This is a genomic window from Alteraurantiacibacter aestuarii, assembly GCF_039523595.1.
GTDB classification, from domain to species: domain Bacteria; phylum Pseudomonadota; class Alphaproteobacteria; order Sphingomonadales; family Sphingomonadaceae; genus Alteraurantiacibacter; species Alteraurantiacibacter aestuarii.
The window spans coordinates 107749-128674 of sequence record NZ_BAAAFP010000003.1; the positions used below are offsets into that span (position 1 = coordinate 107749).

Below are 20926 nucleotides of genomic sequence, written 5' to 3' on the forward strand. Positions count from 1 at the left end.
CAGGTCTTTCTCGGGAGAGAATGGGTTTAGCGGCTGGCAAACCTTATGCCGGTATCCACTGCGCCGGGCAGCGGGCTGGCGGCGGCCCAGGTGATGCAGCCATCGCCATTGCTGGCTTCCACGCGCGAACACATGGTGCGGCTGGCGACACGGTCAAAACCGCCCGCCGAAACGCGGAAATAGCGTTTTCCGCGAATGATCGCTTCGGTCAGGACCATTTCGTGGCCTGCCAGTTCGGGATAGCGGCTGACATAAATGCCCCAGGCGCGGCGTGCGCCCTGTTCGCTGGCGAAGCTGCCGAGCTGGACAAGGTGCGAGCCATCTGCGGACAGCGAAACCGGCGTTGCGGCCAGTTCTTCACCGCCCTGTTCAACCGGGTCTGAGCCGATCACTGACTGCTGAGCCGCCGATGGAATGGCGCGCCGGGCAATCGGGCGCGAAGGCTGGCCGGCCTGGCCTGCCACGCGCGGTTCGGGAGTGGCACCGTAACGGACAGGCGTGGTCTGCACCACGGGTTCGCTGACAAAGCGCACCACGTCCTGCGCAACCTGCGCGAGCGATCCGCCTTCCGGCGCCCGCGTGGCGAAGGCCTGTTCCACGCTGGTGGGGCGCTCGGTAGTCGGTGCCTGATAGCGCGTCAGCGCGATGTCGGGTTCGCCCCCGGGAGGCAGTTCCCTGCCCGATGCGGGGATGGCGATGGTCTCCAGCGCGGCCAGTTCCTGCGTGTCGCTGGGCGCAACCTGGACAGCCGCCGGTTCCGCAGCGGCATAGGCGCTTGCTTCGGCGATGAGCTGTTCAACGCCGGGAGTGTTGGCCAGCGCAAGCTGCACCGGCTGGCCCTGATCGCGTACGTCCGCAGGCACGCCCAGCAGTCCGGCAATGCGGTGCTCATGGGCAAGCGGGCTGGCCATTTCGGCCCAATAGGCCATGCGGTCGCCCAGCTGATCAGCCGGAACATCCTGCGCCGCCATCAGCCGTGCTTCGCGCCAGCGACCTGCCATGGCATAGGCATAGGCGAGGTTCTGGCGCATTTTCACGGTGTTTTCACCGCCGCGAATGGCGTTGCTCAACAGATGGATGCCGCGCTGTGGCTGTCCGGCCAGAGCCAGCGCAAGGCCCAGATCCGATGTGCCGATCTCGCCTTCCCAATCGTTCAGCAGGGCAGCGGCTTCTTCGTATTTGGCCTGTGCCGTCAGCGCCAGCGAGAGGCTGAGCGCGGTGCGCGGTGAATTGTCGCCCAGCGACATCGCATCGTTGAAGCTGGTCTGGGCTGAGGCAAAGCGGCCGGCATCGAGATAGGCGGTGCCCAGCATGGTGCGATAGGCAGCGTTGCGCGGATCGGCCTGCACGGCTTCCTCCGCCAGCCGGATGGCGCGGTCGGAGCGGCCTTCAGCCATCGCCTCTTGCGCGGCTGCGGCCGATATGTCGGCACGCGGCGCGGGATTGGTAGCGCAGCCTGAAAGCAGCACTCCGGCCATGGCGGTGGTGACCGCAAGGCCGATCATCCGATTGCTTTTGTCCACCTGGTACATTCCGGTCTGGCCCCCCTTAGGCCTTTCTTCCATCGCGCGTGACTTGCGCGGCGAGTGCTTCAATTTCGGGCATTTCGGCCATCATCTGGTCGAGCGCCCGGGTAACAAGCTGCTGTGCGCTGGCACCCAGCACGGCGCTGGCCAGCTTCAATTTGAGATGGCGTTCCTGATCGAGCCGCAGCGTAAAGGCAGCTCGGCGGCCAGCGGCCTGCGCCTGCGCGGCATCGGAAGTACCGGGGTGATCAGCGGCACTGATATTGGCATCGGCAATGCGCGTAAGCAGCGCTTGCTGCTGGCGTTTCACTTCCGGCTCTGCCCGCAAGGCCTCATCATCCTGGAAGGCGGCCAGCTGGGCTTCGATGGATTCGCCATCCGCCCCGATTTCATTGTCCTGCGCCAGATCGTCTGCAACGTCTTCGCCGTTCGCGCCGCGAAGGGCGGGCTTTGCGCCGCCTTTACGGGCAAGCAGAAGCGGGCCGAGTGAGGCGAAAGATGTGGGTTCGCTCATGGCCTGTTCCGTCACCTTACTGGGCAACCCGGCGGCCAAAGCCACCTTGCGCACGGTACACGCCATTGGCCTGCGCTGCGCTGGTGCCAGGAGCGGCAAACACGGTACGGCGGAAATTCTTCTCCAGCCGATCGGCGATGTAATGCCACAGCGCGACAACTTCCTGCGCGCTGCGTCCTTCCGGCTCCACTTCCATTACCGTGCGCCCGTCAATCATGGAGGCGGCAAAATCGGTGCGGTGGTGCAGGGTGATCGGGGCCACGGTGCCATGCTGGGAAAGCGCCACGGCAGCCTCCGAGGTAATCTTGGCCTTGGGCGTTGCGCCATTGACCACGAACAGCAGCGGCTTGCCGGCGCGTTCGCACAGATCAACGGTTGCGCCCACGGCGCGCAGGTCATGCGGGCTGGGGCGGGTGGGGATGACCAGCAGTTCGGCCACCGAAATGACCGACTGGATCGCCATGGTGATGGCAGGCGGGGTATCGATTACGGCCAGCTTGAATCCCTGCTGGCGCAATATCGCCAGATCATTGGCCAGGCGCGCAACGGTGGTTTGCGCAAAAGCCGGAAATTCGGCTTCGCGTTCATTCCACCAATCGGCCAGCGAACCTTGCGGATCGATGTCTATCAGCACCACCGGACCGGCACCGGCACGCTGTGCCTGCACGGCCAGATGACCGGACAGTGTAGTCTTGCCAGAGCCACCTTTTTGTGACGCCAATGCCAAAACGCGCACGGGCAATTCCCCTCAGATATTGGACCGGAAGAGAGGATTTCGCGGTCCTTCCTGGCAAGGAGTTCGCAGATCACCGTTTATTTTGGGTTAATTCGCAGCAGGACTTTATCATATACTGTGGCGGCGACGGTTTGAGCGGGCGGCACGATCTGCCGGATAATCGTGCTGCGAAGGGGGATGGCAGCACCCAGCCTCTCCCGAAATGCGCCCAAAAATCCGCGCGCCATAAATCTTTTGCTAAAGCCTCATTTACTATGAGGAGGCTTGTGTTTGCGTCAGACTCTAGGGGATGATCCCGTGAAACGCCCGGAAAAGTACCAGATTCTCAGACTAGCCGCGCTGTGTTCGGCGCTGGTCGCCGTGCCTGCAATGGCAGATGTAAGAGACGGCGTGGAAGCGTGGAGCCGCGGCGATTATGGGGCTGCGGTGAGCGAATGGGAAGGTCCTGCTGCTGCAGGCGATCCCGATGCCATGTTCAATCTGGGCCAGGCTTACCGAGTCGGGCGCGGCGTTCCGCTCGATCTGCAACGCGCCGAGCAATTGTTCTACCGTGCATCGCAGGCGGGCCATATCGAGGCGGGCGATATCTATGGCCTTATGCTGTTCCAGAACGGACGCCAGCAGGAAGCCCTGCCCTATGTTGCCGAAGCCGCCCGGCGCGGTGATCCGCGTTCGCAATATCTGATGGGCATTGCCCACTTCAACGGCGATTTTGCAGAGCGAGACTGGGTTCGCGCCTATGCATTGATGACGCTGGCCAATGGTTCGGGCCTGCCGCAGGCGATCCCGGCGCTGGCGCAGATGGATGAGTTCATCCCGCTGGAACAGCGCCAGCAAGGTGCCGGAATGGCCGAGCAATTGCGCGCCGAGGCGGACACTGCCCGCGCAGTGGAACTGGCTGCGGCAGATCTGGGTGTGCAGATACCTTCCGCCAGTCCCTCCGCCAGTCCCTCCGCCAGCCCGTCCGCCCGTCCGGCGCCACAGCCCAGCGCCCGGGTGCCGCGCCCGATTGCCACCACCGCCGTTTCGCCTTCGGTTGCCGCCGCGCGCTCCGCGCTGGAAGAGGCGAGCCGCGCCACCGGGACTGAAAGCCCGGCGCAGGCCGGTGCTGCCTATGGCGCGTCTGCTGCCCCATCACCTCGTCCCCGCCGCGTGGCCGGAACCACCGTCGCCTCCGCGTCTGCTGCGGCTCCGGTCCAGGCTCCGGCACCTGCTCCGGTACAGGCTCCAGCTCCGGCACCGGCACCCCAGCAGGCGCGAGCCGCTGGTCCGTGGCGGGTGCAGCTGGGCGCGTTTTCGGTCGCCAGCAATGCCGAGCGGCTGTGGAGCCAGCTGAGGTCCCGGCGCGAGCTGGCAGGGTATCAGCGCCTGCTTGTGCCTGCCGGCCGTGTCACCAAGTTGCAGGCCGGGGGCTATTCCTCGCGCGCCGAAGCAGAGGCTGCCTGCCGCTCACTGCAGAATTCAGGGCATGACTGTCTTGTGACGCGCGAGTGAAGCGCTAAGACCTGCGGACGGGAGTCCAATGGTCGCACAGCAGCAAGATAGTCCGGTTGAACAGGTGACGGTGGCGCCGGTGCAGGCTGGTGCGCGCATTGCCTCGCTCGACCTCATTCGCGGGATAGCGGTGCTGGGCATTCTGCTCGCCAATATTACCGGCTTTGCCCATGTCGATATCGCCTATTACTGGCCGCCCGCGCTGCCCGGCGGCGGCGATACGGCGGACAGGCTGATCTGGCTGGCGCAATATGTGCTGGTGGACGGCAAGTTCCGTGGTCTGTTTTCAATCCTGTTCGGCGCCGGGATGGTGCTGTTTATCGAACGTATCCCCGATTATCAGACCGCCGCGTTGTTGCAGATGCGGCGGCTGTTCTGGCTCATCCTGTTCGGGCTGGCGCATTTCTACCTGCTGTTCAAAGGCGATATATTGTTCAGCTATGGCTGCGCGGGGATGTTTGCGCTTTATGCCGTGCCGCTCAAGGCACGCACGCAGCTGACCATCGGCATCATCTGGGCCATGCTCGGCGCGTTGTGGCAGGGCATTGCCTATCTGCCTGCGGTGCTGACCGTACTGGGTGGCGCCGATGCCAATCCCACCGCCATCAGCCTGTATCAGCAATTCTGGCAGGGCCAGCTGGCCGATGCGGCGCGCAGCGGTCAGCTGATGGCGGGCGATTCCTATCTGGCGATCCTGCGCTATCGCCTGACGCAGGAGAGCGGCGACCTGTGGAGCTATTTCTCCTTTGGCTTTGTTGAAACCATCCCGCTGATGATGATCGGCATGGGCCTGTTCCGCAGCGGGGTTTTCCATTCCGGGGAAGGCAAGCCGCACTGGCGCGGACCGGCGCTGGCGGCACTGGTGCTGGGGCTGGCGCTGAACCTGGCGGCGGGCCTGTTCGTCTATTCCCGCGATTTCACACCCTTCATCACGCAGATGGCCTTCTTCGGCTTTTCCGGCTTTGCCAATGTGCCATTGCTGGTGGGGGGAACCTGCCTGCTGGCACAATGGGCGGCGCGGACGCGTGATGGGGCGGGCGATAGCTGGCTGGTGCTCAGATTGTCGGATGCTGGGCGCATGGCGTTCAGCAATTACATCGGCACATCGCTGGTGATGGTGCTGATATTCCAGGGCTGGGCCGGCGATCGGTTCGGCACCATGCACCGGGCGGAACTGCTGGTGGTGGTGACGCTGGGCTGGGCCATGATGATTGCCTTTTCGCGGGTCTGGCTGGCACGTTTCCGGCGCGGCCCGCTGGAATGGCTGTGGCGCTGCCTGACCTATTGGCGGATCTTCCCCAACCGCATTTGATAACGGTTCGCATCTGGCTTGCTATTGCAACAAAGTCGCATTAACACTGATCTCCACCACGGAGATTCGCCCGCCCATGTATATCTGCATCTGCAATGCCATTCGCGAATGTGACCTGCGAACAATGGCGCGCCGCACCGGCGGCGATGCGGAAGGCGTCTATGCGGCCTTGGGCAAGCGGCCCAATTGCGGCCAGTGCCTGGAAGAGGCCGAGGAGCTGATCTTCGAGGAACGCGAGAGCGCCCGCCCGGACACGGTGGCCGCCTGACCTCTCCTGAAACGCATTCGCAACAGCGCGGTTTTCCATCGTTTTTTCCCTCACGCGCAGGTGCTTTTGCTTGCCATCGGACCAATGCTCGCGCCTAATGTCAGGCAGGTAATCAAGGGAGGCCCCGATGAAGGGTGATGCAAAAGTCATCGAATATCTCAACCAGGCACTCACCAATGAGCTGACTGCGATCAACCAGTACTGGCTGCATTACCGCGTGCTGGACAATTGGGGCGTCAGCAAGCTGGCGGAATATGAGCGGCACGAATCGATCGACGAGATGAAACATGCCGACATGCTGGCCGATCGCGTGCTGTTCCTTGATGGCCTTCCCAATTTCCAGGCGCTGCACAAGCTCAAGGTTGGCGAGACGGTGGAGGAAATCCTGCGCGCCGATCTGGCGCTGGAAAACGAAGCGATCCCCCTGCTGAAGGATGCCATCGCCCATTGCGAGACAGTGCGCGACTATACCAGCCGCGAACTGTTCGAGCGGATTCTCGAAAGCGAGGAAGAGCACGTCGACTTCCTTGAAAAGCAGTTCGACCTGATAGAGCGGATGGGCCTGCCCAATTACATCCAGCTCAATTCCAAAGCCGCCGGTGAGGGCGCTTCCGAATAGGGCTGCATTTCAGGTTCGGTGCCTGGCGCGCGTCAGCTCACCCGCCAGAAGGCCGATCGCGTGCCGGGCTGACGCTGAATTTCGGCAATCCTGCGCTCGCCATCCCACAATTGGGCAGAGCCGCCCGTCATGTTGATTTCGGCAACGATCAGCGCGGTGGGGATATCGGGCACCTGCATGGCAAGCTTGTCCTCGCCGCCACGCCCAGTGGATGAAAATTCGATCCTGTATCGGTTCATCACAGCCGCTCCTTCGTTGCCGCATCCGGCAGGTCCCACGCGAAGGAGATAGCGCCGGTGCAGCTTAACGGAGGCTTTCAGCTCGGTCAGACAAACGGATTCTTGGGGCTTTTCAAGGTAAGTCGCACCGGAACTGCGCCGAAACCCAGTTCGCGCCTGATGCCGTTGAGCAGATAGCGTTCATAGCTGGTGGGCAGGGAATCCAGCCTGGTGCCGAAAATGACGAAGCGCGGCGGGCGCGTGCCGACCTGGGTAATATAGCGCAGCTTGATGCGCTTGCCGCCGGGCGCAGGCGGGGGATTGGCGCCCAGTGCATTGTCGAACCAGCGGTTGAGCGCTGCGGTGGGAACGCGGCTGCTCCACGCATCGCGCAGCTCGAAAGCGGCGGCCAGCATGGTGTCCAGCCCCTTGCCGGTGATGGCTGACACGGCGAGCAAGGGCACGCCTTTCAGCTGGGCCAGGCCTTCATCCAGAGCAGCGCGAATGCCGTTGAACAGGGCGCTGGGGTCTTCGGCCACGTCCCACTTGTTGATCGCGATCATCAGCGCGCGCCCTTCTTCCAGGGCGATATTGGCGATCTTGAGGTCCTGCACTTCCAGCCCGCGCGTGGCATCCAGCAGCAACACCACCACCTCGGCAAAATCGACCGCGTGCTTGGCATCGGCCACAGCCATGCGTTCCAGCTTGTCCTGCACCTTGGCGCGCTTGCGCATGCCGGCGGTGTCGATCAGCTTGATCTCGCGCGTCTCACCGGTCTTGGGATTGTGCCAATCCCACGGCACGGCGATGGAATCGCGGGTGATCCCGGCTTCGGGGCCGGTCAGCAGGCGGTCCTCACCCAGCAGGCGATTGATCAGCGTGGACTTGCCTGCGTTGGGACGGCCGACAATTGCCAGGCTGAGCGGAGCGGTCGGATCGTGCTCCTCCAGCTCCACTTCCTCGCCCGCGGCCAGCGCGGCTTCGATGGCGGCGGTCTTGGCATCGGCAGCAATCGCGGCTTCGGCCTCGGCCTCAATCTCGAGCCATTCGGCCTTGTCCGATATCAGCGGATTGAGCGCGTTATACAGCTGAGCCATGCCTTCGCCGTGCTCTGCCGACACCGGAATCGGTTCGCCAAAGCCCAGCGAGTAGGCCTCCAGTATGCCGCTTTGTCCGGCATTGCCTTCGGCCTTGTTGGCGATCAGCACCACCGGCACGTTTTGCTCCCGCAGCCAGCGGCCAATCTCCTCGTCCAGCGGGGTCAGCCCGGCGCGCGAATCGAAAACGAACAGCGCGGCATCGGCTCCCTTGAGCGAGACTTCGGTCTGCATGCGCATGCGGCCGGGCAGGGTTTCAGGATCGTCATCCTCCCAGCCAGCAGTATCGACTGCCTCGAATTCAAGGCCCAGCAGCCCCGCTTCGCCAAAACGGCGATCACGAGTGACGCCGGGCTGATCGTCGACCAGCGCCAGCTTCTTGCCGATCAACCTGTTGAACAAGGTCGATTTACCGACATTGGGGCGGCCGATAATGACCACCTGGGGGAGTTTGCGATGTACCATGAGGCCTGTCAGGTGGCGTTGACTGCTTGTTTTGGCAAGCAGCAAGTCACCAGCTGCCGATATTCTCCATGCTGGCCCAAGGCTCGCGCGGCTCCAGCGAGCCATCTTTTTGCAGCAATTCGATGGATACGCCGTCCGGTGTGCGGATGAAGGCCATGTGCCCGTCACGCGGGGGGCGGTTGATGGTCACGCCTGCATCGCTGAGCGCCTGGCAGGTCTGGTAGATGTCCTCCACCTGATAGGCCAGGTGGCCGAAATTGCGCCCGCCGCCATAGACTTCGCCGGCGCTGCCATCTTCGGGCGGCCAGTTATAGGTCAGCTCCACCTCGGCCACGTCTTCCTGTCCCGGCGCGGCCAGGAACACCAGCGTGAAGCGGCCTTTTTCGCTTTCCTTGCGGCGCACTTCCTCGATCCCGAGGAGCTTGAAGAAGTCCAGCGTGGCATCAAGGTCGGCCACGCGGATCATGCTGTGAAGAAATTTCACCATGGGATATTCAACTCCGTTCATCGCTATTCAAACACGGTTCATCGACAGCGCTGCAATCTTGCATGGTCTGCAACGCGCCAGAGAGGACCCTGAAGATGACACAAGATAGCGAAGAGCCTGCCAACTCCGCCACTCCTTTCTGGCGAAATCCGCCAGCCAGGCTTGTGCTTGCCTCCTGCGCGATGCTGACGCTGGGATTGATCGCTGGCGGATATCTTCTGGGCGATGGGCTGACCAGAGCCAAGATGGCGGACCGGTCCGTCACCGTGCGCGGTCTGGCGGAGCGCGAAGTGGTGGCCGATCTGGCCACCTGGACCATCTCCTATTCGGCAACCGCGAATGACATGACCAGCGCCCAGGCCAGCGTGGACCGCGACACCGCCAGCATAACCGCCTTCTTTGCCGAACTGGGCTTTCCTGAAGACGCGCTGCAACCCATTGGGGTGAATGTCTCCAGCTTCACTCAGGACGGCGTGCCCAATTTCACCGTGCGCCAGCGCATGACCCTGCGCAGCAACGATATCGAACGCGCCCAGCGCGCGGTGCGGCGCCAGTTCGATCTGGTCCGGCGCGGCGTGATGCTGGAGGAGGGGTCGGGCATGGCCTACACCTACACCAGGCTCAATGACATCAAGCCCGAGATGGTGGCCGAGGCGACCCGTGATGCGCGCGCTTCCGCAGAGCAGTTTGCCGAGGATTCCGGTTCCGACGTGGGCGGAATTCGCCAGGCCACGCAGGGCTATTTCTCTATCGATGCGCGCGATGGCGATGGCGGTGGCTGGGGCGTGGCCGATACGCCCTACAAGAAGGTGCGCGTGGTCACGACGGTGGACTTCTACCTCAGCTAGATCCCGCCTGCTGCTGGCAAGCGAACCTGCTGCGGACAAAAGAAAGGGCCCGCACCGTCGCCGGTGCGGGCCCAATTCTTGTACCGTGTCAGCCGAGCTTAGAAGCTGGCGGACAGGGTGAACACAACTGCGTCATCGGTGAAGTCATAAGCCGGGGCAACAATGTCGCCCTCAGCGCCGACATAGGCAACGCCAACCGAAACCACTTCACCCAGTGCAACGTCCGCGCCGATCGACCAGTCGAAAGCCTTGGAGTTGTTGGTGAAGGTCAGGAAACCATCGGTGTAGCCGAGGTGACCGGAGAGCGACACCGGGGTGTTGGGAATGCCAACGCCAACATCGGAATAGACGTAGAAGTTGTCAGTACCGCCCAGCGAATCCTGATCGGGTGCGTAAGCAACGCCCAGGGTCACTTCAGCCGGACCGGCAGTCACACCAACAGAGCTGTAGAATTCGACATAGTCGTAATCACAGCAGCCGGCGTTCGGATAGAGATAGGCAATCACGCCGACATCGAAAGAAACGGCATCGCTGACGCTGCCGCTCCAGCCGCCGTAGACGTCCAGTTCGGTGTGGCCATAGCCGACGGTGGTTTCGTCGATCGAGGAACCCCAGGTGCCGACATAGAAGCCAGCGGGCAGGGCTGCATCGATACCACCCTGGATAGCGATATCGCCACCCGAGAGGTCAACACCGCGGAAGCGATATTCGCTGACGACAGCAGCATTTGCGGAAAGTTCTACACCGATATCCTGTGCAGCTGCAGGAGCAGCGACAGCAATGGAACCGGCAAGGACGGTAGCAGCCATCAGGCTGCGAACGGACGTAAGCATGGGCAATTTCCTCAATTGCTTGGTTGAAACTCGTGCCTCGTCCCACCTGCGCGATCGCGATCCGGCCTCTGTTTTGTCGGGCTGGTATCCGCGGTCACGCAATTTAACTGCACTTCGATGTTGCAGTGCACAAGGTTTATTGCGTCATTTTCCCCAATCGCCGCAAATGTGTTGATTTTCCGCATCACATTCAGCGCCGAGACAGGTAAATTCGCAACTTCTGCTATCGCGGGGACCCGACTTGCGCCTTGCTGCATTGTCTTTACAGGACGCCGACCAGATCATGTTGCAGTTCATCAAATCCCTTCTGTCCGGCAAAGAGGATGCCGACCTGCCGGCCTTGCCGATGGGGCAGCGCGTCTATGCCATTGGCGATATCCACGGACGGCTCGACCTGTTCGAGGCGCTGATCGCGGCGGTTGAGGAAGACGATGCGCTTGCGCCAACCGCCGATACCACTGTCATCCTTCTCGGCGATCTGGTTGATCGCGGCCCGGACAGTGCAGGCGTGGTCCGCCGCGCGCGCGCCTGGCAGGCACAGCGCAACGTCCGCATCCTGTGCGGAAACCATGAGGAGATGTTCCTCAGGAGTTTCGACAATGCCGATATGATGCGCCATTTCATGCGCCACGGCGGGCGCGAGACCGTGCAAAGCTATGGCGTGGATCGCAAGGCGCTGGGCGCGGGCAGCGTGGAAGAGGCGCAGGCGATGATGGTGCAGGCCGTGCCCTCGCAGGAACTCGCCTATATCGCCAGTTTCGAGGATATGATCCAGCTGGGCGATTATGTGTTTGTCCATGCCGGGATCGATCCCGAAGTGCCCCTGGCGGAACAGCGGCCGCAGGATCTGCGCTGGATTCGTGAACCCTTCCTGTCCCACTCGGAGCCTTATGGGACGGTGGTGGTGCATGGCCATACGATCAGCGACCAGCCCGAGGACAAGGGCAACCGCATCGGCATCGATACCGGCGCCTATGCCAGCGGCAGGCTGACCGCGCTGGTGCTGGAAGGATCGCGCCGCCGCTATCTGGAAGCGGCCATGTCCGAAGATGGAACCATCAAGGCCGGACCGCGCGCCGTACCGGCCTGATCGCCGGTCGAAAAGCGGAGCAGTCAGCCGGAAAAATAAAGTGCCAGGGGGCCTGTAAGCCGGGTTCTGTCCTGCAACCGGTATCTTGCGACCAGCGCTGCAGGGGCAGCCATTCATCTAGGCTGCGGATCGCTCCGCAGCTCAAGCGACCAACCCGGATCTCTCGGAGCGAAACGCTCCTGCCTTCGTGCCTTGCGGCCTTCTCGCGCGAGACCCCTATTTGGTCTTGCTCCGGGTGGGGTTTGCCATGCGGAACCTGTTACCAGGCCCCCGGTGCGCTTTTACCGCACCCTTTCACCCTTGCCTGTGCGCTGTAGGCGCCATCGGCGGTATACTCTCTGTGGCACTTTCCCTCGGCTTCGGGAGCAAGCCCCCTCGCCGGGCGGGCGTTACCCGCCACCCTTGTTTCGTGGAGCCCGGACTTTCCTCGGCGGAGTTTCCCCCAACGCGGCTGCCCGGCCCCCTGGCACCGCCTATCTAGCCATTCCCCGGTCCCGATCCAAGAGCAGCTGAAACAATATTGCGCGGCATTCGCCATCAATCAGCCCGTCGATCTGCTCTGGTCGCCAGCGGCGCTGAAAGGCTTCCACCGCCTTGCTGCCATCGGTGATGTCATAGCCATAACGTTCCAGCGCCAGGTAAAAGGCGCTGTCATTGTCAAACGGATCGCCCAGGTCCAGCTTGCGAGGGCGCGGCAGGCACAGCTTGCATTCGGCCAGCCGGTGCCACGGAAACAGCTCGCCGGGATCGATCTTGCGGGCAGGCGCGATGTCCGAATGGGCCACCACATTGGCGCGCGGAATGTCATGCGCCTGCATGATCCGGTGCAGCAGCGGCAGCAGTGCATCGATCTGCGCATCGGCAAACGGGCGATAACCCAGCGCGTGGCCGGGATGGTCCAGCTCTATGCCGATACTGGCGGAATTGACGTCACGATTGCCGCGCCAGAACGATTGTCCCGCGTGCCAGGCGCGCTTGTCCTCGGCCACCAGGCGGATCACTTCGCCCTGTTCGCTGATCAGGTAATGCGCGCTGACTTCGGCAGCCGGGTCGCACATGCGCTCTATCGCGCTCTCGATCGGCTTCATTTCGGTATAATGCAGCACGACCATGTCGATCGGCGCCCGGCGCTCATTCCAGTTGGGAGAGGCGATCTCTTTGTGGACGAGCGGGTCGGTCACGGCGTGATCGTTACCCGATCAGCTCTGGCGCGGGCAGCATGGCACCCATCACCAGCGCTTCGTCCGATTTGGCATATTGCACCTTGCCGCCCTTCTCCTCCACGAGCAGGCGGATCATGTGGGCAGGGGCCGTGCGGCCGGAAAGCTCATCGTCAGCAAGCTTGCCTTCCAGCGCATCGCCGATGGCGGTGTCAAAGGCAATGCGGTTGCCGGCGGCGCGGATGGCAATCTCGGTCATGCCCTTGGTGGTTTCCGCCCCAACGGACAGCACCCCGCCGCGCACCAGCGCATCAAGGCCCATCGCCGCAAGGTTCAGCATCACCTTGACCGCAGGCTTGGACAATTTGGGTTCGCTCACAGCCCATTCCAGCTCCACCCGGTCATTGGCGGCAACCAGAGATGCCAGCAGCTGGCGGGGTTCTTCGCTGGGGACCATTTCGCCAAATCCGCCGGCCGCGCCAAACGCCAGGCGGAAGAACTTTAGCTTGTCGGCACTGATCCGTGCGCTCTGTTCCAGCAGTTCGAGGCAGCGCTGGCGCATGTCCGGGTCCTTCTCGTCAGCGAGAAGTTCCAGGCCATTGTTGAGCGCGCCGACCGGGCTGAGCAGATCGTGGCACAGGCGCGAACACAGCAGGGCGGCAAGGTCGAGTGAAGAAGTCATTCAGGATCCTGGACTGTAGTATGAATGCGCAAGGTGACACAAGTGACAGTGTGTAACCCTGCTGACGATCTCAAAAACCCATTAGAAACAGGATTTTGACTGGTTGCGGGCAAGGTGACACTTTTCCCGAAGCAGCGCGGAAAGACAAAATTCCTGCCTCTCCCGCCAATGCTTCGCTGCACGCCTTAGCCTTGCACGCGTTGGTATGAAAGCTCCGCGAAGCCCGATTCACCGTCGCGCCAGAACATTACATCGCCATTGTGGCCGATAATCGCCCAGATGCGTCCGTCGCCGCCCGCCATCGCCGCATCGGTGGCAGAGGGGCGGGGAGGGCCGCCAGGGTGAGAATGGTAATATCCCAGCACCTGCGGCCCGCCCGCCCGCGCGGCGCGGTGCGCATCCACCAGCGCCTGCGGGTCGATTTCGAAACGGCTGTGCGGCGATGGATCGATATTGGCGGCAGGACGCGCGGTGCGCACATGATTGCCCGCGCCCAGCAAGATGCCGCAGCATTCATGCGGCGCAGCGCGGGCGGCTTCGGCCAGCATCAGCGCCAGCGCCTCTTGCGTCACCTGTACGCAGGAAACTGGGCTGGGCGCTGGGCCTGCCACAGCCTTCGCGTCAGTTTTCGAAATAGACATGCTTGAGCGGATGGCGGGAATAGATGTTGGGCACCCACCCCCTGACCTGCGGATCGAGCAGATAGTTCTGCCGGCCCCAATAGATGGGGATGATCGGCAGGTCCTCTATCATCACCTGTTCGGCCTGCTGCAACAGCGCGTTGCGCCGGGGAATGTCGGTCTCCCCCTCTGCCTGATCCATCAGCTGGTTGAACCGGGGATTTTTCCACTTGCCCATATTGCGCGATCCATCGGTGGTGAAGGCTTCCAGCGGAGAATAGATATCGGGATCGGTCATCACCAGACTGGCGCGGGCGAGGGCAAAATCGCTGCCCAGCAGGGCATCCAGATAGACGCGCCATTCCTGATTATAAATGCCCACATCGATGCCCAGATTGGTGCGCCACATCTCCTGCAGGGCTTCGGCAATCTTGCGGTGCGCCTCGCTGGTGTTGATGAGGATTTCAAAGCGCGGAAAGCCCTCTCCGCCGGGATAGCCTGCTTCGGCCAGCAAGCGGCGCGCTTCCTCCACATGAACGGCGATGGGCGGCGCTGCCTGATAATCGGGATAGCCGGGGGGCATGTATCCGCCCGCCGGCAATTGCCCGCCCTGAACCACGCGGTCCACCAGCATCTGCCGGTCTATCGCCAGCGACAGCGCCCGGCGGACCAGCACGTTGTCCAGCGGGGGCCGCTCGACATTCACATAATAGAAATAGGGGGCCAGCATCGGATCGCTGACCAGTTCCGGCGCCTGCCGGTCACGATAGCCGGGAATCTTGTCCGGCGGGATCGTGCCGGTCACATGCAGCCGCCCGTCCTGGAACAGGTTTTCCTCGGTCCCGACATTGTCGACCGGGAAGAAACGCGCGCCATTGAGCCGGACATTGGCGGCATCCCAGTAATCGGGGTTCTTCTCCAGCTCGATCATCTGGTTGACGGTCCACGCCTTCATCATGAACGGACCATTGGTGACGAAGTTCTCCAGCGTTGCCCACGGGTTCTGGCGGTCGGTCATCGTGCCGTGCGCCTCCACCGCGCGCTGCGACAGTGGTGACATGATGGGCGCAGAGGTCAGGAACGGGAATGTGGGGACGGGGCGGATCAGGTCCACCACCAGCGTGCGATCATCGGGCGCGCGGACGCCAACCTGCGAAAAATCGCTGATCTGGCCAAGATTGAACGGCTCTGCATTGCGGATGAAATAGAAGGCGCTGCTGTCCTGCGCGCCCAGTTCGGGGCTGAGGACCCGCTGCCAGGCATAGAGGAAATCCCCCGCCACCACCGGATCGCCATTGGTCCATGTGGCGTTGTCACGCAGGTGGAAGGTCCAGCTGGTGAAGCTGCCGTCATGCTCCCAGCTTTCCGCCACGCCGGGGGCGGGGGTTGCCGGATCGTCCGGATTGGCCACGGTCAGGCCTTCGAACATCTCGTTCAGTATGTGCGCTTCGGGATTGCCCGTTGCCAGATGCGGGTCCAGCGTCTGCGGCTCCCCGCCGTTGCCGATCAGGATAATGCCCTCTGCCGCCGCGCGGTCCGTTTCGCGTTCGCCCGATCCGCAGGCCGCCAGCGCCAGCGCGGCGGCGAAAATCGTGGCAAGATTCGCGAATGTCCTGAATGCAGCAATCATGTGACCATTTCCCCTCAGTCGCGCTATACAGTCCCCGGATGACATACGCTCGCACCGATGCGCACGGGGCGCAAGGCGAGAGAGGGCAGCTGTGGCCGCGATACTTGTCAGACGGGGCACGCTCGGCCACATCGCCCGCATGGAGCGCGAAAAAACCATCACGGGCACGATCACCACCGCCGGCCGGCTGGACAAGGCGCTGGCCGAAGTGACCGATCTGTCGCGCGAACGGGTCAAGGCGCTGATATCAGAGGGAAAGGTGGAAGTGGGCGGCAAGGCTGCTTCCAGCGCTTCCGCCAAGGTTCAAGCGGGCTTGAGCTTTTCTGTCCACATTCCGCCCCTGGATAGTCCACAGGCTCTTCCACAGGATATCCCCATCACCGTGGTGTATGAGGATGAGCACCTGATCGTGGTGGACAAGCCTGCTGGCATGGTGGTCCACCCGGCGGCGGGCAATCCGGACGGCACTCTGGTCAACGCGCTGCTGCATCATTGCGCGGTGAAGGGCGGCGGTCAGCTGGCCGGAATTGGCGGCGTGGCACGGCCCGGCATCGTCCACCGGATCGACAAGGATACATCGGGCCTGCTGGTGGTGGCCAAAAGCGACGCCGCGCATGAGGGGCTGGCGCGGCAATTCGCCGATCACTCGCTCGAACGCGCCTATCTGGCGGTGTGCAGCGGCCATCCCGTGCCGCCAGCGGGCACGATTGATGCGCGAATCGGGCGCAGCGACGCCAACCGCAAGAAAATGGCGGTCCTGTCCTCCGATTCCTCGCGCGGGAAACACGCGGTTACGCATTACAAGACCCTGAAACGGCTGGATGGCTGCGCGCTGATCGAATGCCGGCTGGAAACAGGCAGGACCCACCAGGTCAGGGTTCACCTTGCGTCAATCGGTCATGCGCTATTGGGAGACCCTGTCTATGGCCGAGCAAATGCGCAGATTCGCCCTGTTCTCAAACGCCTGGAGTTCAACCGCCAGGCCCTGCACGCGGCGATTCTGGGGTTTAATCACCCCGTTAACGGTAACTTCTTGCGATTCAGCAGCGAATTGCCGGCAGATATGCGGGAACTGATCGACGAAACCAGTCATTCCAATCGATGAAATGCGTCCTATCTGACAGCGTGTTCGGCTATAAGGGACGAACCAATAATGTGGCCGCCGAAGGTCAGGTGCCCAGCAGGGGCCTGCAAATTGCGGTCGACGATAGAAAGGTATGGGAAAAAAGTGAGCAATAATCGACCTTCAGTGCCAGCCCTTGGCGGAGAGCAGAGCCTCAATCGCTACCTGGCCGAAATCAAGAAATTCCCGGTGCTGACGGCAGAGCAGGAATACATGCTCGCCATGCGCTACAAGGAACATGAGGATCCCGATGCCGCCGCGCAGCTGGTGACCAGTCACCTGCGCCTGGTGGCCAAGATCGCCATGGGCTATCGCGGCTATGGCCTGCCGGTGTCCGACCTCATTTCCGAAGGCAATGTCGGCCTGATGCAGGGCGTCAAGAAGTTCGAGCCGGAGCGCGGTTTCCGCCTGGCGACCTATGCCATGTGGTGGATCAAGGCGAGCATGCAGGAATTCATCCTGCGCTCCTGGTCGCTCGTGAAAATGGGCACCACCGCCGCGCAGAAGAAGCTGTTCTTCAACCTTCGCCGGATGAAGAAGCAGCTGGAAGCCTATGAAGACAGCGACCTGCACCCTGATGATGTGACCAAGATCGCCACCGATCTGGGCGTGTCGGAGCAGGAAGTCATCAACATGAACCGGCGCATGATGATGGGCGGCGATGGTTCGCTCAACGTCCCCATGCGCAATGGCGAAGATGGCTCCGGCGAATGGCAGGACTGGCTGACGGACGAGCGTCCGCTGCAGGACGTGGTGGTGGCCGAGGCCGAAGAGGCAGACCTGCGCCGCGAAATGCTGGTGGAGGCGATGGGCGCGCTCAACGACCGCGAAAAGCACATCCTGACCGAACGCCGCCTGACGGATAATCCGCAGACGCTGGAAGAACTGTCGCAGGTTTACGATGTCAGCCGCGAACGCATCCGCCAGATCGAGGTGCGCGCGTTTGAGAAGCTGCAAAAAGCGATGCAGCGCATTGCCGGTGAAAGGCTGATGCCAGCCGCGGCTGCGTGATCTTGCATTTATTGACCGGGCCGCTTTCGCTAGAAGGCGGCCCATGGTCATAACAACTCTGCGAATCCTCGCCAAATCCATCATCGTCTTCATCGCCGCCAGCCTGGTGCTGGTGGTGCTGTTTCGCTTTGTGCCGGTGACCTATACCGCCACCATGCTGATGGATGAGAACTCCGTCACCCGCGACTGGGAGCCGCTTTCGCGCATTGACCGCAACATGGTGAGCGCGGTGATCGCGGCGGAGGACAGCAAGTTCTGCACCCACGAGGGCTTCGACGTCGAAGCGATCGAGGATGCGCTGGAGGAACGCGCCGCCGGCACGCGCGAACGCGGCGCATCCTCCATCAGCCAGCAGACCGCCAAGAACGTGTTCCTGTGGCAGGGCGGCAGCTGGTTCCGCAAAGGGCTGGAGACCTGGTTCACCTTCCTGATCGAGAAGATCTGGACCAAACGCCGGATCATGGAAGTCTATCTCAATGTCGCGGAAACCGGCATCGGCACTTACGGCGTGGAGGCAGGATCGCAGCGCTATTTCGACCATTCCGCCGCGCGCCTTTCCCGCGATGAAGCCAGCCGCATCGCCGCGGCCCTGCCCAGCCCGAAAAAGCGCGAAGTGGTGAACCCCACCGGCTTCACCCGCCGATATGGCAACACGATAGAGGCGCGCATCGGTGTGGTGAGGCGTGACGGCCTCGACGCTTGCGTCTACGACTAGGCACATGGGCGCAGGCCACTCTCACAGCCATGACGATCATGACCACCATGAGGGTCATGCACACGGTCATGCACATGGGCATTCACACGGCCACGGCCATGCGCACAGCCACGCGCCTGCCGACTATGGCACCGCCTTTGCCGTAGGGGCGGGCCTCAACACCGGCTTCGTGCTGGTGGAGGCGCTGTTCGGCTATCTGTCCGGATCGATGGCGCTGATCGCCGATGCGGGCCACAATCTGTCAGACGTGCTGGCTCTGCTGATCGCCTGGGCGGCCAGCGTCGCGGCCAGAAAGCCTGCCACTGCGCGTTTTACCTACGGCCTCAAAAGCTCGACCATTCTCGCCGCGCTGGCCAATGCCACGCTGCTGGTGATCACCATTGGCGCCATTCTGTTCGAGACCATGCACCGCCTGATCGTGCCGGCGGACGTGGAGGGCTGGACCATGGTCTGGGTGGCGGGCATCGGCATCGTCATCAACACCGCCACCGCGCTGATGTTCATGCGCGGGCGCAAGCATGACATCAATATTCGCGGGGCCTTCCTGCATATGGCCGCCGATGCGCTGGTCAGCGTGGGCGTGGTGGTTGCCGGCGTGGCCATCGTGATGACAGGCGCGGTGCTGATCGATCCGATCGTCAGCCTGGTGATCGTGGCGGTGATCGCATGGGGCACCTGGGGCCTGCTGAAGGACAGTGTGAAGATGGGCCTGCTGGCCGTTCCCGATGGCATCAGCGAGAGCGATGTGCGCGCCTATCTGTCCGGCCTTGCAGGGGTGGAGACGGTGCATGACCTGCACATCTGGCCGATGAGCACGACCGAGACCGCGCTGACGGCGCATGTGTGCATGCCCGGCGGCCATCCCGGCGATGGCTTCCTGCACGAGGTGGCGCATGAACTGGAACACCGCTTCCACATCGGCCATGCAACCGTGCAGGTGGAGACGGGCCGGGCAGAGGAATGCGCGGTGGGCTGCGACTGATCGCTACGCGCCGGGCGGTTGCCGCATCCAGGCAGGAACTGGACCCGGAGACAATGTAAACATGGTCCTTCAGATCGTGCATTGCGCCAAAAGCAAACGGGCCGCCCGAAGGCAGCCCGCAAGCCAGACAGCCCTGATGGGCCGCGTCCAGTATCTGAGGGGGCCGAACGTCAGTTCGGCTCAAACGACCTAGGCCGCTTCTTCCTTCTTCTTCTCATTGCCGACCACGCGCACGGGTTCCTTGCGGCCCGCGATCACGTCTGCATCGACGACGACTTCGGTCACGCCTTCCATGCTGGGCAGGTCGAACATGGTATCGAGCAGAATGCTTTCGACGATGGAGCGAAGGCCACGAGCACCGGTCTTGCGCTTCAGCGCCTTCTCGGCAATCGCGCGCAGGGCCTCTTCGGTGAAGGTCAGCTCCACGTCTTCCAGCTCGAACAGCTTCATATATTGCTTGGCCAGCGCGTTCTTCGGCTCGCTCAGGATCGTCACCAGAGCATCGACATCAAGATCGTGCAGGGTGGCGATCACCGGCAGGCGGCCGACGAATTCCGGGATCAGGCCGAATTTCAGCAGATCTTCGGGTTCGCACTTTTGCAGCATTTCGCCGATCTTGGCCTTGGTGGGATCTTCCACATGGGCGCCAAAACCGATCGAACGCTTTTGCAGGCGGTCACCGATGATCTTTTCCAGGCCGGCAAAGGCACCGCCACAGATGAACAGGATGTTGGTGGTGTCCACCTGCAGGAATTCCTGCTGCGGATGCTTGCGCCCGCCCTGCGGGGGAACGCTGGCGGTGGTGCCTTCCATCAGCTTGAGCAAAGCCTGCTGCACGCCTTCGCCCGATACGTCGCGCGTGATGGAGGGGTTTTCCGCCTTGCGGGTGATCTTGTCGATCTCGTCAATATAGACGATGCCGTGCTGCGCCTTCTCGACATTGTAGTCGGACGACTGGAGCAGCTTGAGGATGATGTTTTCCACGTCCTCACCCACGTAGCCAGCCTCGGTCAGCGTGGTGGCATCGGCCATGGTGAAGGGCACGTCGAACGTGCGCGCCAGCGTCTGGGCCAGCAGCGTCTTGCCCGAACCCGTGGGGCCGATCAGCAGGATGTTGGACTTGGCCAGTTCCACATCGCCCGATTTCCCGGCGTGCTTCAGGCGCTTGTAGTGATTGTGCACGGCGACGGAGAGCACGCGCTTGGCGCGTTCCTGGCCGATCACATAATCGTTCAGCTTGTCACAAATCTCGTGCGGAGTGGCGATCTCGCCATCCTTCTTGCCCGCGATTCCACCCTTGGCTTCCTCACGGATAATGTCGTTGCACAGCTCCACGCATTCATCGCAGATGAACACGGTTGGGCCGGCGATAAGCTTGCGCACCTCGTGCTGGGACTTACCGCAGAAGCTGCAGTACAGGGTGCTCTTGCTATCGGATCCGCTCAATTTGGTCATAACCTCGCCTTATGCGCTGCCCCGCATGTTGTGATGACAGA

General features: G+C 62.5%; 22 protein-coding genes and 1 other RNA gene. 10 read left to right on the forward strand and 13 right to left on the reverse strand.

What is annotated here, in order from left to right:
* Nucleotides 1-26: 26 nt before the first annotated feature.
* The 3 genes from ABDZ98_RS13865 to ABDZ98_RS13875 are packed head-to-tail and all read right to left on the reverse strand — an operon-like array spanning nucleotide 27 to nucleotide 2776.
* Nucleotides 27-1523, reverse strand: coding sequence for a CDC27 family protein (locus tag ABDZ98_RS13865; RefSeq protein WP_160591333.1), 1497 nt, complete (start codon nucleotides 1521-1523; stop codon nucleotides 27-29).
* Nucleotides 1524-1548: 25 nt separating this feature from the next.
* Nucleotides 1549-2040 (reverse strand): hypothetical protein, encoded by a 492-nt coding sequence (locus ABDZ98_RS13870; protein WP_160591335.1) that lies wholly within the window; start codon nucleotides 2038-2040, stop codon nucleotides 1549-1551.
* A 16-nt stretch (nucleotides 2041-2056) separates the two neighbouring features.
* Nucleotides 2057-2776, reverse strand: coding sequence for an AAA family ATPase (locus ABDZ98_RS13875; protein ID WP_160591337.1), 720 nt, complete (start codon nucleotides 2774-2776; stop codon nucleotides 2057-2059).
* A 297-nt stretch (nucleotides 2777-3073) separates the two neighbouring features.
* On the opposite strand from ABDZ98_RS13875, the gene ABDZ98_RS13880 reads away from it, so the two are divergent.
* From ABDZ98_RS13880 to bfr, 4 genes are all read left to right on the forward strand, one after another.
* Nucleotides 3074-4270, forward strand: a complete 1197-nt coding sequence (locus ABDZ98_RS13880) for an SPOR domain-containing protein (RefSeq protein ID WP_337190193.1) — start codon at nucleotides 3074-3076, stop codon at nucleotides 4268-4270.
* Between the two features lie 28 nt (nucleotides 4271-4298).
* Nucleotides 4299-5582 carry a DUF418 domain-containing protein gene (locus ABDZ98_RS13885; RefSeq protein ID WP_160591339.1) on the forward strand — a complete coding sequence of 428 codons (1284 nt, stop codon included), beginning with the start codon at nucleotides 4299-4301 and terminating at the stop codon, nucleotides 5580-5582.
* 76 nt (nucleotides 5583-5658) lie between these two features.
* The gene (locus ABDZ98_RS13890; protein WP_160591341.1) at nucleotides 5659-5850 is read left to right on the forward strand and encodes a (2Fe-2S)-binding protein; all 192 of its coding nucleotides are present in this window, start codon (nucleotides 5659-5661) and stop codon (nucleotides 5848-5850) included.
* Between the two features lie 127 nt (nucleotides 5851-5977).
* Complete coding sequence (gene bfr / locus ABDZ98_RS13895) at nucleotides 5978-6469, forward strand: bacterioferritin (protein ID WP_160591343.1); 492 nt, start codon at nucleotides 5978-5980, stop codon at nucleotides 6467-6469.
* Between the two features lie 32 nt (nucleotides 6470-6501).
* Here the strand turns inward: bfr and ABDZ98_RS13900 are convergent, their stop codons facing one another.
* The 3 genes from ABDZ98_RS13900 to ABDZ98_RS13910 form a co-directional block, all read right to left on the reverse strand.
* Nucleotides 6502-6708: a hypothetical protein gene (locus tag ABDZ98_RS13900; RefSeq protein WP_160591345.1), complete on the reverse strand. Its 207-nt coding sequence runs from the start codon at nucleotides 6706-6708 to the stop codon at nucleotides 6502-6504.
* A gap of 86 nt (nucleotides 6709-6794) precedes the next feature.
* Nucleotides 6795-8249, reverse strand: a complete 1455-nt coding sequence (gene der, locus ABDZ98_RS13905; RefSeq protein WP_237437481.1) for a ribosome biogenesis GTPase Der — start codon at nucleotides 8247-8249, stop codon at nucleotides 6795-6797.
* 46 nt (nucleotides 8250-8295) lie between these two features.
* Nucleotides 8296-8736, reverse strand: a complete 441-nt coding sequence (locus ABDZ98_RS13910) for a VOC family protein (RefSeq protein ID WP_160591762.1) — start codon at nucleotides 8734-8736, stop codon at nucleotides 8296-8298.
* Nucleotides 8737-8918: 182 nt separating this feature from the next.
* On the opposite strand from ABDZ98_RS13910, the gene ABDZ98_RS13915 reads away from it, so the two are divergent.
* On the forward strand, nucleotides 8919-9584 hold the full coding sequence (locus ABDZ98_RS13915) for an SIMPL domain-containing protein (RefSeq protein ID WP_237437498.1): 666 nt from the start codon (nucleotides 8919-8921) through the stop codon (nucleotides 9582-9584).
* 98 nt (nucleotides 9585-9682) lie between these two features.
* Here the strand turns inward: ABDZ98_RS13915 and ABDZ98_RS13920 are convergent, their stop codons facing one another.
* Complete coding sequence (locus ABDZ98_RS13920) at nucleotides 9683-10417, reverse strand: TorF family putative porin (RefSeq protein ID WP_160591350.1); 735 nt, start codon at nucleotides 10415-10417, stop codon at nucleotides 9683-9685.
* A 283-nt stretch (nucleotides 10418-10700) separates the two neighbouring features.
* On the opposite strand from ABDZ98_RS13920, the gene ABDZ98_RS13925 reads away from it, so the two are divergent.
* Nucleotides 10701-11507 (forward strand): metallophosphoesterase family protein, encoded by an 807-nt coding sequence (locus ABDZ98_RS13925; protein ID WP_160591764.1) that lies wholly within the window; start codon nucleotides 10701-10703, stop codon nucleotides 11505-11507.
* A 39-nt stretch (nucleotides 11508-11546) separates the two neighbouring features.
* Here the strand turns inward: ABDZ98_RS13925 and rnpB are convergent.
* The 5 genes from rnpB to ABDZ98_RS13950 all read right to left on the reverse strand — a co-directional run bounded on the left by rnpB (nucleotide 11547) and on the right by ABDZ98_RS13950 (nucleotide 15599).
* Nucleotides 11547-11974: RNase P RNA component class A (gene rnpB / locus ABDZ98_RS13930), an RNA gene on the reverse strand.
* A gap of 6 nt (nucleotides 11975-11980) precedes the next feature.
* Nucleotides 11981-12688, reverse strand: coding sequence for an N-acetylmuramoyl-L-alanine amidase (locus ABDZ98_RS13935; protein ID WP_160591352.1), 708 nt, complete (start codon nucleotides 12686-12688; stop codon nucleotides 11981-11983).
* A gap of 10 nt (nucleotides 12689-12698) precedes the next feature.
* A complete protein-coding gene (locus ABDZ98_RS13940) occupies nucleotides 12699-13349 on the reverse strand; it encodes a histidine phosphotransferase family protein (protein WP_160591354.1) in 651 nt (216 codons plus the stop codon).
* Nucleotides 13350-13534: 185 nt separating this feature from the next.
* Nucleotides 13535-13921, reverse strand: coding sequence for a M67 family metallopeptidase (locus ABDZ98_RS13945; RefSeq protein WP_343809035.1), 387 nt, complete (start codon nucleotides 13919-13921; stop codon nucleotides 13535-13537).
* Between the two features lie 49 nt (nucleotides 13922-13970).
* A complete protein-coding gene (locus ABDZ98_RS13950; protein ID WP_160591358.1) occupies nucleotides 13971-15599 on the reverse strand; it encodes a peptide ABC transporter substrate-binding protein in 1629 nt (542 codons plus the stop codon).
* Nucleotides 15600-15738: 139 nt separating this feature from the next.
* On the opposite strand from ABDZ98_RS13950, the gene ABDZ98_RS13955 reads away from it, so the two are divergent.
* The 4 genes from ABDZ98_RS13955 (at nucleotide 15739) to ABDZ98_RS13970 (ending at nucleotide 19430) form a co-directional block, all read left to right on the forward strand.
* Nucleotides 15739-16704, forward strand: coding sequence for an RluA family pseudouridine synthase (locus tag ABDZ98_RS13955; protein WP_160591360.1), 966 nt, complete (start codon nucleotides 15739-15741; stop codon nucleotides 16702-16704).
* A gap of 123 nt (nucleotides 16705-16827) precedes the next feature.
* A complete protein-coding gene (gene rpoH, locus ABDZ98_RS13960) occupies nucleotides 16828-17733 on the forward strand; it encodes an RNA polymerase sigma factor RpoH (RefSeq protein ID WP_337190195.1) in 906 nt (301 codons plus the stop codon).
* A 43-nt stretch (nucleotides 17734-17776) separates the two neighbouring features.
* Complete coding sequence (mtgA, locus tag ABDZ98_RS13965) at nucleotides 17777-18448, forward strand: monofunctional biosynthetic peptidoglycan transglycosylase (protein ID WP_160591364.1); 672 nt, start codon at nucleotides 17777-17779, stop codon at nucleotides 18446-18448.
* Nucleotides 18449-18452: 4 nt separating this feature from the next.
* Nucleotides 18453-19430 carry a cation diffusion facilitator family transporter gene (locus ABDZ98_RS13970; protein WP_160591366.1) on the forward strand — a complete coding sequence of 326 codons (978 nt, stop codon included), beginning with the start codon at nucleotides 18453-18455 and terminating at the stop codon, nucleotides 19428-19430.
* 189 nt (nucleotides 19431-19619) lie between these two features.
* On the opposite strand, the gene clpX is transcribed toward ABDZ98_RS13970, so the two are convergent.
* Nucleotides 19620-20885 (reverse strand): ATP-dependent Clp protease ATP-binding subunit ClpX, encoded by a 1266-nt coding sequence (gene clpX, locus ABDZ98_RS13975; RefSeq protein ID WP_160591368.1) that lies wholly within the window; start codon nucleotides 20883-20885, stop codon nucleotides 19620-19622.
* Between the last annotated feature and the right edge of the window lie 41 nt (nucleotides 20886-20926).

Excerpts from the sequence above, each read along its gene's own strand:
- ABDZ98_RS13870 (WP_160591335.1), bottom strand. The coding sequence starts at position 2,040 with ATGAGCGAACCCACATCTTTCGCCTCACTCGGCCCGCTTCTGCTTGCC.
- ABDZ98_RS13885 (WP_160591339.1), top strand. The coding sequence starts at position 4,299 with ATGGTCGCACAGCAGCAAGATAGTCCGGTTGAACAGGTGACGGTGGCG.
- ABDZ98_RS13890 (WP_160591341.1), top strand. The coding sequence starts at position 5,659 with ATGTATATCTGCATCTGCAATGCCATTCGCGAATGTGACCTGCGAACA.
- bfr (WP_160591343.1), top strand. The coding sequence starts at position 5,978 with ATGAAGGGTGATGCAAAAGTCATCGAATATCTCAACCAGGCACTCACC.
- ABDZ98_RS13900 (WP_160591345.1), bottom strand. The coding sequence starts at position 6,708 with ATGAACCGATACAGGATCGAATTTTCATCCACTGGGCGTGGCGGCGAG.
- der (WP_237437481.1), bottom strand. The coding sequence starts at position 8,249 with ATGGTACATCGCAAACTCCCCCAGGTGGTCATTATCGGCCGCCCCAAT.
- ABDZ98_RS13910 (WP_160591762.1), bottom strand. The coding sequence starts at position 8,736 with ATGGTGAAATTTCTTCACAGCATGATCCGCGTGGCCGACCTTGATGCC.
- ABDZ98_RS13915 (WP_237437498.1), top strand. The coding sequence starts at position 8,919 with ATGCTGACGCTGGGATTGATCGCTGGCGGATATCTTCTGGGCGATGGG.
- ABDZ98_RS13920 (WP_160591350.1), bottom strand. The coding sequence starts at position 10,417 with ATGCTTACGTCCGTTCGCAGCCTGATGGCTGCTACCGTCCTTGCCGGT.
- ABDZ98_RS13925 (WP_160591764.1), top strand. The coding sequence starts at position 10,701 with ATGTTGCAGTTCATCAAATCCCTTCTGTCCGGCAAAGAGGATGCCGAC.
- ABDZ98_RS13940 (WP_160591354.1), bottom strand. The coding sequence starts at position 13,349 with ATGACTTCTTCACTCGACCTTGCCGCCCTGCTGTGTTCGCGCCTGTGC.
- ABDZ98_RS13950 (WP_160591358.1), bottom strand. The coding sequence starts at position 15,599 with ATGATTGCTGCATTCAGGACATTCGCGAATCTTGCCACGATTTTCGCC.
- ABDZ98_RS13955 (WP_160591360.1), top strand. The coding sequence starts at position 15,739 with ATGGAGCGCGAAAAAACCATCACGGGCACGATCACCACCGCCGGCCGG.
- mtgA (WP_160591364.1), top strand. The coding sequence starts at position 17,777 with ATGGTCATAACAACTCTGCGAATCCTCGCCAAATCCATCATCGTCTTC.
- ABDZ98_RS13970 (WP_160591366.1), top strand. The coding sequence starts at position 18,453 with ATGGGCGCAGGCCACTCTCACAGCCATGACGATCATGACCACCATGAG.
- clpX (WP_160591368.1), bottom strand. The coding sequence starts at position 20,885 with ATGACCAAATTGAGCGGATCCGATAGCAAGAGCACCCTGTACTGCAGC.